The organism is Nocardia sp. NBC_01377, assembly GCF_045040005.1.
Lineage (GTDB): Bacteria > Actinomycetota > Actinomycetes > Mycobacteriales > Mycobacteriaceae > Nocardia > Nocardia noduli.
Genome location: NZ_CP109566.1, coordinates 4827916 through 4840086 on the forward strand (window position 1 = coordinate 4827916; position 12171 = coordinate 4840086).

Consider the following 12171-nt stretch of genomic DNA (forward strand, 5'->3'; position numbering starts at 1 on the left):
CTAGGTCTCCCGCAATGCCGCGAGGACGGCCTTCGCGGTTGCTACGCCGATGCCCGGTACCTCGGTGATCTGTTCCACCGTCGCCTCCTTCAACTTGGCCACCGACCCGAAATGGGTGACGAGCGCGGTCCGGCGCGCCGCACCGAGCCCGCGCACCGAGTCCAGCGCCGACGCGGTCATCCGGCGCGAGCGTTTGCTGCGGTGGAAGGTGATGGCGAAACGGTGCGCTTCGTCGCGGACCCGTTGCAGCAGAAACAGCGCCTCGCTGTTACGCGGCATGATGACCGGATCCGGCTCGCCCGGCACCCACACCTCCTCCAGTCGCTTCGCCAGACCGATGACCGCGACATCGGTGATGCCGAGTTCGTCGAGCACTTCCGCGGCCGCGGCGACCTGGGGCGCGCCGCCGTCGACGACGTACAGGTTGGGCGGATAGGCGAATTTGCGGGGACGACCGGTGGTGGGATCTATCCCGGGACGCGAGATGAGGTCCAGGCCCTCGTCCTCGGCGCCACCCGTTCCGACACCGTTCGGACCGAGGTCACCGGAACCGGCGGCGTCGAGTTCGGTGCGTTCCGCCTCGTCGCGTTCCCGGCGCAGACGCGCGAACCGACGTCGGGTCACCTCGGCGATACTGCCCACGTCGTCGGAGCGGCCGTCTCCCGCGGCCTCCTTGATGGTGTAGTGGCGGTATTCGGATTTGCGGGCGAGCCCGTCCTCGAAGACGACGAGCGAGGCCACGACATCGGTGCCCTGGACGTGGCTGATGTCGACGCATTCGATCCGCAGCGGCGCGCTGTCGAGTTCCAGAGCGTCCTGGATGTCCTGGAGCGCGGCCGACCGCGACGTCAGATCGCCCGCGCGTTTCAGTTTGTGCTGGGCCAGCGCTTCCTTCGCGTTGCGTTCCACGGTTTCGGCGAGTGCCTTCTTGTCCCCGCGCTGTGGCACCCGCAAACGCACCGCCGAACCGCGCAGGCTGCCGAGCCATTCCTGGATCTGGTCGGCGTCGGCGGGCAGATCGGGGACGAGGACCTCGCGTGGCACCACCGCCGCCGACTGTTCGTCGGGGCCCTGGTCGACGTAGGAGGCCTGCTCGCCGTAGAACTGGGTGAGGAACTGTTCGACGAGCGCGGCCATCTCGCCGCCGCCCTCGGGCGCGTCGACGGCGTCGCCGGATTTGTCCACCACCCAGCCGCGCTGACCGCGCACCCGGCCGTCGCGCACGTGGAAGATCTGGACCGCGGCCTCCAATTCGTCGGTGGCGAAGGCGATCACGTCGGCGTCGGTTCCGGTGCCGAGCACCACCGCCTGCTTCTCCAGCGCCCGCCGCAGCGCCTGCACATCGTCGCGCAGCCGCGCGGCGGTCTCGAAATCCAGTTCCTCGGCGGCGTCGTGCATTCGGCGCTCGAGTTCGCGGACCATCCTGTCGGTGCGTCCGGCGAGGAAGTCGCAGAAGTCCTCCACGATCCGGCGGTGCTGGTCGGCGCTGACCCGGCCGATGCAGGGCGCCGAGCATTTGTCGATATAGCCGAGCAGGCACGGACGCCCGATCTGGCTGTGGCGCTTGAAGACTCCGTTGGAGCAGGTGCGGGCCGGGAAGACGCGCAGCAGTAGATCGAGGGTCTCCCTGATGGCCCAGGCGTGCGCGTAGGGCCCGAAGTAGCGCACACCCTTCTTCCTGGCGCCCCGGTAGACGAACAGCCGCGGATACTCTTCGTTCAAGGTCACCGCGAGCACCGGATAGGACTTGTCGTCGCGGTACCTGACGTTGAATCGCGGATCGAATTCCTTGATCCAGTTGTATTCGAGTTGCAGCGCCTCCACCTCGGTGGAGACGACCGTCCATTCCACGGCCGCCGCGGTGGTGACCATCTGCCTGGTTCGCGGATGCAGCGACACCACGTCGGCGAAATAGGAATTCAGCCTGCCGCGCAGGCTCTTGGCCTTACCGACGTAGATGACCCGACCGTGTACGTCCCGGAATTTGTAGACACCGGGTTGCACCGGAATCGTGCCCGGCGCGGGACGGTACGTCGCTGGATCTGCCACCGGACAAGCCTATCGACGCGGTCCGACAGCTCCCGCGTCGGCGGCGGACCTACCCGCCCGATCCGGTCGGCGCGTCAGCCCTGTCCGTCGTCGGTGAACCACGCCACGGCCTGCGGACGCCGCAACAGGTAGATCAGCATCGCCGAGGTACCCCACACGTAGAGCACGGTGAGCACGACGATCACCCCGAGGTCGGTAGCGCCGATGATGTGCAGGCCGAGCAGGATCTGTACCGCGGCGAGCACGAGCACGCTCTTGCGCAATGACGCGTCGCCGGAGCGGAAGCCGAGCGCGAGCAGCCCGATCAGCAGACTCGGCGCGAAATGCAATGCCGCGGTGACGGCGGCGTCACCGCCGAGCGTCAGCCCCAGCGCCGCCGGGTAGAGAATTCCGAATCCGGCCAGTCCGAGCGCCGCTTCGCGCGCCTCGCGCACGGGGCCCGGCATCGGTACCGCCGAATGGAATCGAGCGGAATCTGTGAAAGTAACCACGGGCAACTCCCAGTTCGAACACGCCCCCTCGGACGCACGAGAGGGAACGTTAATTCACATCCCGCGTCCGGACATGATAGTCCGCTACAGTGTGATCCAGATCACCTTTCGTGGAAATAGCGTGCGGGATCATCGTCGGACCTGCATGAATCCGCGCGCCGACCTCGGTGCGCTCGCCGGTCCGTCGAGAGTGGAGCATGCGCGGATCAGCGGGCAGGCGGGACGCACACCGTCAACTTCCGGCATCGGCCACGACCAGGGTTCCGGCCGACGCTGGGCCTCGCGCGCGACCGACGACACTCGGCCCCGTGCACGACCACCGACGCTCGGCCTCGCACGACCACCGAGGGCGGTGCCGCCCGGGTGATCCGGACGGACGAACGACGCCCGGCCTCGCGCACGACCAGCGCCCCTCGGCCCCCCACACGACCGCCGACGCCCAGCCTCGCGCACGACCGCCGACGCTCGGCTTCGCGCACCACCGACGCTCGGCTTCGCGCCCCCCAGGACGGTGCTGCCCGGGTGATTCCGGCGGACGAACGGGTATCCATGTTCGGAACCGCCGAGCCTCCACGCTCCGGACAAGCACGAGCCACACCCGCCCACCTCCAAGGATCCGCAACATCCGACGGTGGTGCACAGAAAGACGAGAATTGGTGTCGCACAGATCAATTCGTGCCGCACGGCGACGTGCGCCCGCGCGCCGCGCCGGGGATCCGAGCGCGCCCCGGAATGCCGCCGAAACCGACGTCCCCACCGGGAGCCACGGTTACAGTCGGGGGATGACGCGAGCACGGCACGCCTGGACCGGGATGACGGCGGCCACGCTGCTCACCGTGGGACTGCTGAGTGGTTGTTCCTCCGAGGACGATTCGGCGGCCGAATGCGTCGCGACACCGAACGGCACCCCGGTGTCGGCGGCACCGTCGGCGGGCGGCGCGAACACCTCCACGAACATCAGCACCAATCCCGAGATCGCCTCCGGGTACCGCTCCGGGATGAGCGCGGTGCGCACCGGCAGTTTCGCGGTCTCCACCGCCAATCCGATCTCGACCAAGGCCGCCTGCGAGGTACTGCGCAGCGGCGGCACCGCCGCGGACGCGCTCGTCGCCGCGCAGATGGTTCTCGGATTGGTCGAACCTCAGGCTTCGGGAATCGGCGGCGGCGCGTTCCTGCTCTACTACGACGCCGCGAGCCGCAACATCGAGGCCTACGACGGCCGCGAGACCGCGCCCGCCGCGGCCACCGAGAACTACCTGCGCTGGGTCAGCGACACGAACCGGACCGAACCCGCGCCGAACACCCGGGCCAGCGGCCGCTCGATCGGCGTGCCCGGAGTGCTGCGCCTGCTCGAACAGACGCACCTGGAACACGGCAAACTCACCTGGCGCGAACTATTCGATCCGGCCGTCGGGCTGGCCGACCGGGGTTTCCCTATCGGCGCCAGGCTCGCGGGCCAGATCGCCGAATCGGCGAAGGATCTCGCCGGTGACGATACCGCGAAGGCGTATTTCCTGAACCCCGACGGCAGCCCGAAAACCGTCGACACCATGCTGACCAATCCCGCGATGTCGAAAACCCTCGGCGCCATCGCCTCGGAGGGCGCGCAGGCCTTCTACACCGGCGCTATCGCCGAGGACATCGTCGCGGCCGTCGGTTCCGGCGCGGGCGGACGCACCCCGGGACAGATCACCGCGGCCGATCTCGCCGGATACCAGGCCAAGAAACGCACGGCGCTGTGCACCGAATACCGGGGACGCGAGATCTGCGGTATGCCCGCGCCCTCCTCCGGTGGATCGACGGTCGCGGCGACGCTCGGCATCCTGGAGAATTTCGATCTCGCCGCGCTGCGGCCCGACGGTGTCGACGCGAACGGCGGTAAGCCGCGCGCCGAGGCGGTACATCTGATCTCGGAGGCGGAGCGGCTGGCCTACGCGGACCGCAACAAATACGTCGCCGACACCGATTTCGTTCCGCTGCCGGGTAATTCGGCCCAATCACTGGTGAACAAGGACTACCTGAGGCAGCGATCGGGGCTGATCGGCCTCGGACGCAGTATGGGCACCGCGCAGCCGGGTGATCTCGGTCCGGTCCCCCTCGGCGTCGGGCCGCAACCGCCCGAGCACGGCACCAGCCATATCTCGGTGGTCGACAAATATGGCAACGCCGCGGCGATGACCACCACCGTCGAATCGGCCTTCGGCTCGTTCCACATGGTCGACGGCTTCGTCCTGAACAATCAGCTCACCGACTTCTCCGCCGATCCGCTCGGCCCCGACGGCATCCCGGTCGCCAACCGGCTACAGCCGAACAAACGTCCGCGCAGTTCGATGAGCCCCACTCTGGTCTTCGATCGCGCGCCCGACGGATCACGCGGTGACCCGATCTATGTCACCGGCTCCCCCGGTGGCTCGGTCATCATCCAGTTCGTGGTGAAAACACTGGTCGGCATGCTGGATTGGGGTATGGATCCGCAGCAGGCCGTCTCGGCGGTGTCGTTCGGCGCGGGCAACGGCCCGGCCACCGGAGTCGGCGGCGAACATCCGGCCATCGATGCCTCCGACAACGGCGATCACGACCCGCTGGTGCGCCGATTGCGGGAATTGGGCCATCAGGTATCGGTCGCCCCGCAATCCAGCGGTCTCAGCGCCCTGCACAGGGACGGCACCGGCTGGATCGGCGGCGCGGACCCCCGTCGCGAAGGTGCGGTGCTGGGCGACAGTCCACGCTGACCCCGATCGGCGCACCATCCAGCGACCGTCACCGCCTACCTCGCGCGTGACATCGGGTCCCTTGCGCAGCCGCGAGGCGATGCGCGATTCCCAGAAGTACGGCAACGCCTGGCGACGACGCAGCGGATCGGGCCAGAACAGTGCCATCAGTGGGTCGGCGGCGAAAGCGTCGGCGAGGATCTGCGCGCCCGGCATCATGGCCGCGAGAATACGGGCCGGGGTCGGTCAGGGGTTGGGATGTTCTTCGGTGATGCCGTATTCGCGGCCGAGTTCGCGCAGCCGGTCCATCGCCCGTGCCGCGCGCTCGCCGTCGTTGGACCGAATCGCCAGCATCGGAACGTAGTCGTCGTTCACGAGTTCGAGGCGAGCCCAGGACTTCCGGTCGGGGAAGCTCACACCTCGAATATGTTCCCACCCGAATTCGTTGTCGCCCAGCACATTACGCACCGAAACACCGCGCTTGCCCGCCCGCACCCGAGGCCGGGTGAGCATCAGCACCCCCGCGGCCAGGAGCAGGCCGATCGACACCATCGCGACCTGGTCGATCACCCGGAAGGTCACGCCGGTCGAGCCGGAACGCAACCAGATCCCGCCGATACCGAACACGATGATCAGCAGCACGGCCACGATCCGGGCGGTCAGTACCGCCCGGCGCGGACGCACCTCGAGATCCCACACCGGCCCGGCTTCGTCCGCCGGGGAGTCGCGCTTCGACACGTCGATGGCAGGCATCCGTCTACGCCGACTGTCTCAGGGCGCGCAGCGTGAGCGCGGCATCGAGCGCCGCGGCGCAGGCCTGCTCGCCCTTGTCCTCGGCCGAACCCGGCAGCCCGGCGCGGTCGAGCGCCTGCTCCTCGGTATTCGTCGTCAGCACGCCGTTGGCGACCGGGGTCGACTCGTCCAGCGAAACCCTCGTCAGACCGGCCGTCACCGCGTCACAAACATATTCGAAATGCGGTGTGCCACCGCGGATCACCACGCCGAGCGCGACGACGGCGTCATGGGTGCGAGCCAACTCCTGGGCGACGACGGGAAGTTCCATCGCGCCCGCGCAGCGCACCACGGTCACCTGCTCGACGCCCGCCTCCTTGGCCACCCGTTCGGCATTCGCCACCAGGGTGTCGCAGATGGTCGTGTGCCAGCGTGACGCCACGATGCCGAGTTTGAGATCCTTGGCATCCGACAGCTCGAAGCTGGGTACGCCGGTGCCGCTCATCGTTGTCCGCCTTTTCGGTACGTGGTTGACATGCTGTCGGCTCCCCTACTGCGCGGTCTCGCCCAGATCGAGTTCGTCGAGCCCGATCAGGTCGTGGCCCATCCGATCGCGCTTGGTCCGCAGGTAGCGCAGATTCTCGGCATTGGCGCGCAGCGGCATCGGCACCCGCTCGGTGATCCGCAGACCGTAGCCGTCGAGACCGACCCGCTTGGCCGGATTGTTGGTGAGCAGCCGCATCGACCGGATTCCGAGGTCGACCAGGATCTGAGCGCCGGTGCCGTAGTCACGCGCGTCGGCGGGCAGGCCCAGTTCGAGATTCGCGTCGACGGTGTCGTGACCGGAATCCTGGAGCTGGTAGGCCTGCAATTTGTGCATGAGGCCGATGCCGCGCCCCTCGTGTCCGCGCATGTACAGCACCACGCCGCGTCCCTCGGCCGCCACCAATTCCAGCGCGCCGTCCAGCTGCGGTCCGCAGTCGCAGCGCAGCGAGCCGAAGACGTCGCCGGTCAGGCATTCCGAATGCACGCGGACCAGGACGTCCTCGCCGTCGGTGATATCGCCGCGCACCAGCGCGACGTGCTCGACCTCGTCGTAGATGCTCTGGTAACCGACGGCCATGAACTCACCGTGCGCGGTCGGGATCCGCGCCTCGGCGACCCGGATGACCTGCTTCTCGTGCTTACGGCGCCAGGCGATCATGCTGGCGATGGAGATCAGCGCCAGATCGTGCTCGTCGGCGAAGATCCGCAGTTCCTCGGTGCGGGCCATGTGGCCCTCGTCCTTCTGGCTGACGATCTCGCAGATCACACCGGCCGGGCGCAGACCCGCCATCCGGGACAGGTCGACCGCGGCCTCGGTGTGACCGGGCCTGCGCAGTACGCCGCCGTCCTTGGCGCGCAACGGCACCACGTGACCGGGGCGGGTCAGGTCGTCGGCCTTGGCGTTGGGGTCGGCGAGCAGACGCATGGTGGTGGCACGGTCGGCGCCGGAGATACCCGTGGTGATGCCCTCCCTGGCATCGACCGAGACGGTGTAGGCGGTGCCGTGCTTGTCCTGGTTCTGCGCGTACATCGGCGGCAGTCCGAGACGGTCGCAGTCGTCACCCATCAGGGGCACGCAGATGTAACCGGAGGTGTAGCGAATCATGAAGGCCACGAGTTCGGGGGTGGCCTTCTCCGCCGCGAAGATGAGGTCGCCCTCGTTCTCGCGGTCCTCGTCGTCGACGACAACGACGGCTTTACCGGCGGCGATATCGGCGACTGCGCGCTCGATGGTGTCGAACCTGGTCACGTCTGTTGCGCTCCATCTCGAAATAGGTGCCTCACTACAGTAAGGCCTTGACCGTGCGCGCGGGTCGGCGCGTCCGCCGGGGTGGGATCGCCCACGGCGGAATCAGCCACGCTGCTGTAAGCGCTCCACATACTTGGCGATGACGTCCACTTCGAGGTTGACCGTGGTGCCGACGCTCGCGGCGCCGAGATTGGTCATCGCCAGGGTGGTCGGGATGAGCGAGACCTCGAACCAGTCCAGGGTGCCGTCGGCCGCCCGCTCGTCCGCGATGCCGAGACCCGAGACCGTCAGCGAGATGCCGTCGACGGTGATGGAACCCTTCTCGACGACATAGCGGGCGACGGCGTCGGGCAACGAGATCCGCACCACTTCCCAGTTCTCCGAGGGCGTGCGGGCGAGCACCGTGCCCGTGCCGTCCACGTGTCCCTGCACCAGGTGCCCGCCGAGACGGCTGTTCAACGCCGCCGCGCGCTCCAGGTTGACTCCCGATCCGGTGTCGAGACCGCCGATACTGGATCGATTCAGCGTCTCCTGCATCACGTCGACGGTGAACGAGTCGCCGTCGACGACATCGACGACGGTCAGGCAGACGCCGTTGACCGCGATCGAATCACCGTGCCCGGCATCGGAGGTCACCAGTTTGCCCTTGATCGTGAGGCGGGCGGCGTCGGCCAGCCGTTCGACCGCGACGATCTCGCCCAATTCCTCGACGATGCCTGTGAACATCGGTGACACTCCTGTCGCGTGGGTGTACGTACGAACTGCGAAACAGCCGGAACCCGTGCCGCTATTCCCGGGGCGCGCGGCGATCGTGGTCCCCTGACCAGCCTAACGACGCCGAGCCGTAGGCGGCGGGCGCGGGTCGGCGTCGATCGCGGAACCACCCGGGGGGACGAAACCGACCGAATGCGTACCGAATTCCCCGGTAACGACCGGACAACTCTCCCGGAACAGGGCGGAGTGTCGCCGTTCATCCGACGGCGATAATCATTGAGACACATTTTGGAAACCGAGCGGATGAATTTCACACACCCGCGCTAGCATCGATTACCGGGTGGTACCCATCCGGAACACGCTTACACTTTCAACTTGCGCGCCGACCGCGACGGACGCAATATTGTTATGTAACCCATTCCTACCGTTCAACTTCTGATCCGAGCAGTTCAGCGTGGAGCTCTTCGCCCCGTGGTGCCGCCACTACCGGGGAGTACGACACCGACGAACACCAACACTCGAGGGAAGTATGAAACCCGTGGGTCCGAACGAGTTCTGCACAGCCGGGGGTGTCGCGTGACCATTTCTCTCGATTCGACGCTGGAAGTGCGTTGCGTGCAGTATCGACGCGAATTCCATATGCCCGCGTCGATCGATCCGACATCGCGGCGAATCCTGCTTCATATAGGAACCCATTACGGCGCGATAACAATGCCGAGCGACCTCGGCGAACAGGTGCGCGCGCACTTGAGCCGGGCGGGCATTGTCGCGCCCGTCGTCGACCATCCCAGGGCCAAGCGCTGGACCTTCATCACCGGCCCGGCACAACCCGAGGGACTCGGGGCGGCGGTCTCCGCCGAACTGTTCCGGCTGTACGCGACCGTGGCCTGCACCGGCTGCCAGGTCGTGCTGCCCTCGCCGGAGGACGAGCGCACCGGCTACCGCACCTGGATCGAGCCGCCGCCCGACAGCGCGGCCGCCCTGCCGCCGCTCGAGGCGGTGATCGAGGCGGCTCGCACCCTCGGCACGCGCAAATCACCGGCGCGCTAACGGAATTCGAGCGACGCTCAGGTGCGTTGCCCTGCGACGCTCAGACGCGGTGCGCCACGGCCTTGCGTCGCAGCGCCTCGACCGTGGCCGCGGGATCTGCCGTGTTGTACACCGCGGATCCGGCGACGAAACAGTCGATTCCCGCCTCCGCGGCCTGCTCGATGGTGTCGGCGTTGATACCGCCGTCGATCTCCACGATCAACCGCAGCTCCCCCGCGTCGACCAGGTTGCGCACGATCCGTGCCTTGTCCAGCACGTGCGTGATGAACGACTGCCCGCCGAATCCCGGCTCGACACTCATCACCAGCAAGGTGTCGAATTCCCGCAGGATCTCCAGGTACGGCTCGATCGGCGTGTTCGGTTTCACCGAGAGCCCCGCCTTCGCGCCCGCCGCGCGGATATCGCGGGCCACCGCGATCGGATCGTCGGTCGCCTCGGCGTGGAACGTGACGTTGTGCGCGCCCGCCTCGGCGTACGGCGGCGCCCACCGGCCCGGATCCTCGATCATCAGGTGGCAGTCCAGCGGGATGTCGGTGGCCTTCAGCAGGCTGTGCACCACGGGCAGACCGAGGGTCAGGTTGGGCACGAAATGCGCGTCCATGACGTCGACATGCAGCCAGTCCGCGCCCGACACGGCGCGGGCCTCGTCCGCGAGATGCGCGAAGTCGGCGGAGAGTATGGACGGGGCGATCATCGGCTCGGCCGGGCGAGAGAAGGTCACATCGCGGGAGTGTACCGAGGCCGGTAGAACCCCGGATCCGCAGGCGCGGACCCGGACATCGACCCGAACGCCGACCGGACATCGATGGGCGCGCGCAGCACAAACGGTGATTGCCCGCGCCGCGAGTGGGTAGCCTTCTCAGGGTGATCAACATTTCGGCGGAACAGGGGATCTACAGCACCCCGGTGGAGATTCGGGTGGCCGCATCGGTCACACAGCTGCCCATCGTGCGCGGGCTCGCCGAAACCCTCGTCCTACTCAGCGATTTCACGCTGGACGAGGTAGCCGACATCAGACTCGCGGTGGACGAGGTGTGTTCGACCTTGATCGCGGTCGCGTTGCCGGAGACGAGCCTGCTGTGCCGGTTCACCATCGGTGAGGCCGAGCTGCTCGTGCACGTCAGCGGAATCGCGGCAAACGAGGGGCTACCCGACCAGCGCAGCTTCGGGTGGCATGTCCTGCGCACCCTGACCGATTCGGTCGAAGCTACCCAGAACCCCTACGACTCGACGGCTTCCGGATATCCGACGACGGTCGAGTTCCGTCGGGTCCGGGGGAAGGCGTAGTGGCGGAGCAGGACACCGAGCAGGAGCACGACATCGAGCACGAGCGCGACGCCGATTCGGTGACCACCGAGGAGCGCGTCGAGATCATCGATGGCGAGGATGCCGAGAACCCGGGACACCCGAACACCTCGAACTCCGAAGACACCGAGGATGCCGACAGCGCGGAGGATCCCGACGAGGCCGAAGATGCCGAGACCGTCCAGGAGGTCGGGTCGGTCTCGGGGGGATACGACGACCTCGCCGCCATCTTCGAACGTCTCGCCGCCGCCGTGCCCGGCACGGCCGAGCACGCCGCGATCCGCGGGGAACTGATCAGCCGCTGCATCCCGCTCGCGGATCACATCGCGCGCAAGTTCAGCGGGCGCGGCGAACCGTTCGACGATCTCACCCAAGTGGCGCGCGTCGGTCTGGTGCACGCGGCCGACCGCTTCGATGTGAGCCGCGGCTCCAATTTCCTGTCGTTCGCGGTGCCGACCATCATGGGCGAGGTCAGGCGGTACTTCCGCGACAACACCTGGGCCATGCGGGTTCCGCGGCGGGTCAAGGAGACGCACCTGCGGATCGGCGCGGCGATCGACTCGCTGTCACAGACGCTCGGGCGTTCGCCGACGGCCAAGGAGATCGCGGCCGAACTCGACGTCGACCCGGACGAGGTGACCCAGGCCGTCATCGCGGGTAACGCCTATCAGCCCAGCTCGATCGACGCGGCCTCACTCGGGCGCGATACCGATGCCTCCCTGCTCGACACCCTGGGCGAAGAGGAATCCCAGTTCGACCGCGTCGAGGAATACGTGGCGATCCGGCCGCTGCTGGCCGGACTGCCCGAACGCGAGCGCCGCATCCTGACCATGCGGTTCTTCGAATCCATGACCCAGACCCAGATCGCCCAGCAGATGGGCATCTCGCAGATGCACGTCTCGCGAATCCTCGCGAAAACCCTCGCCCGCCTGCGGGAACTGTCCCAGCGCGAGTGAACGCGCAACGCCCGAGGTCCTATCGGGTGCTTTCGCGTCGCCCGCGCGGTTTCGCCGGGGCGGCCAGCCACCGGGCGGCGTCGAGCATCTCCCGGAGTTGCTCGGATGCGATCCGGTCGAGATCGATCAGGATGTAGGGATGCCCGTCGTAGTGCGGGGTCGTGTAGAACGCCGGGTCGCCCGAGGCGAGCAGCGCCGCCTTCTCCTCGAGCTCACACCGCAGCGCCAGACCGCCCTCCGCCTCCGTGCGTAATCGGGCGAACCCCTTCCCGCCCACCTTCAACGCCGGACTACGCCACCACGTCGACTCGGTGACCTCGGGGAGTTCGGTCGCCATCGAGACGACCTGCTGCCAACTCAGAGCCATG

General features: G+C 67.6%; 12 protein-coding genes. 4 read left to right on the forward strand and 8 right to left on the reverse strand.

Translation table 11 applies throughout. The features are described from left to right. Positions 1-2049, reverse strand: a complete 2049-nt coding sequence (gene uvrC / locus OG225_RS22180) for an excinuclease ABC subunit UvrC (RefSeq protein ID WP_405177091.1) — start codon at positions 2047-2049, stop codon at positions 1-3. Between the two features lie 74 nt (positions 2050-2123). Beyond that, the gene (locus OG225_RS22185; protein WP_405177092.1) at positions 2124-2540 is read right to left on the reverse strand and encodes a hypothetical protein; all 417 of its coding nucleotides are present in this window, start codon (positions 2538-2540) and stop codon (positions 2124-2126) included. A 782-nt stretch (positions 2541-3322) separates the two neighbouring features. Here OG225_RS22185 and OG225_RS22190 point away from each other — a divergent pair. After that, positions 3323-5272 (forward strand): gamma-glutamyltransferase family protein, encoded by a 1950-nt coding sequence (locus OG225_RS22190; protein ID WP_405177093.1) that lies wholly within the window; start codon positions 3323-3325, stop codon positions 5270-5272. Positions 5273-5497: 225 nt separating this feature from the next. Here the strand turns inward: OG225_RS22190 and OG225_RS22195 are convergent, their stop codons facing one another. From OG225_RS22195 to OG225_RS22210, 4 genes are all read right to left on the reverse strand, one after another. Next, a complete protein-coding gene (locus OG225_RS22195; protein ID WP_405177094.1) occupies positions 5498-6004 on the reverse strand; it encodes a PH domain-containing protein in 507 nt (168 codons plus the stop codon). A gap of 4 nt (positions 6005-6008) precedes the next feature. Continuing rightward, positions 6009-6488, reverse strand: coding sequence for a 6,7-dimethyl-8-ribityllumazine synthase (ribH, locus tag OG225_RS22200; RefSeq protein ID WP_109526900.1), 480 nt, complete (start codon positions 6486-6488; stop codon positions 6009-6011). A 45-nt stretch (positions 6489-6533) separates the two neighbouring features. After that, on the reverse strand, positions 6534-7778 hold the full coding sequence (locus OG225_RS22205) for a bifunctional 3,4-dihydroxy-2-butanone-4-phosphate synthase/GTP cyclohydrolase II (protein WP_109526899.1): 1245 nt from the start codon (positions 7776-7778) through the stop codon (positions 6534-6536). Positions 7779-7880: 102 nt separating this feature from the next. Then, on the reverse strand, positions 7881-8504 hold the full coding sequence (locus OG225_RS22210; RefSeq protein WP_405177095.1) for a riboflavin synthase: 624 nt from the start codon (positions 8502-8504) through the stop codon (positions 7881-7883). A gap of 564 nt (positions 8505-9068) precedes the next feature. Here OG225_RS22210 and OG225_RS22215 point away from each other — a divergent pair. Continuing rightward, complete coding sequence (locus OG225_RS22215; RefSeq protein WP_216911676.1) at positions 9069-9542, forward strand: hypothetical protein; 474 nt, start codon at positions 9069-9071, stop codon at positions 9540-9542. 40 nt (positions 9543-9582) lie between these two features. Here OG225_RS22215 and rpe read toward each other — a convergent pair whose 3' ends face one another. After that, entirely contained in the window at positions 9583-10236 is a 654-nt protein-coding gene (gene rpe, locus OG225_RS22220; RefSeq protein ID WP_405183332.1) for a ribulose-phosphate 3-epimerase, read from the reverse strand. 170 nt (positions 10237-10406) lie between these two features. Here rpe and OG225_RS22225 point away from each other — a divergent pair, with 170 nt between their 5' ends. Together OG225_RS22225 and OG225_RS22230 are read left to right on the forward strand one after the other, a co-directional pair. Beyond that, positions 10407-10829: an ATP-binding protein gene (locus OG225_RS22225; RefSeq protein WP_216911677.1), complete on the forward strand. Its 423-nt coding sequence runs from the start codon at positions 10407-10409 to the stop codon at positions 10827-10829. A gap of 245 nt (positions 10830-11074) precedes the next feature. Continuing rightward, positions 11075-11803 carry an RNA polymerase sigma factor SigF gene (locus OG225_RS22230; RefSeq protein WP_405183333.1) on the forward strand — a complete coding sequence of 243 codons (729 nt, stop codon included), beginning with the start codon at positions 11075-11077 and terminating at the stop codon, positions 11801-11803. A gap of 19 nt (positions 11804-11822) precedes the next feature. Here the strand turns inward: OG225_RS22230 and OG225_RS22235 are convergent, their stop codons facing one another. Further along, entirely contained in the window at positions 11823-12170 is a 348-nt protein-coding gene (locus tag OG225_RS22235) for an MmcQ/YjbR family DNA-binding protein (RefSeq protein WP_405177096.1), read from the reverse strand. Between the last annotated feature and the right edge of the window lies 1 nt (position 12171).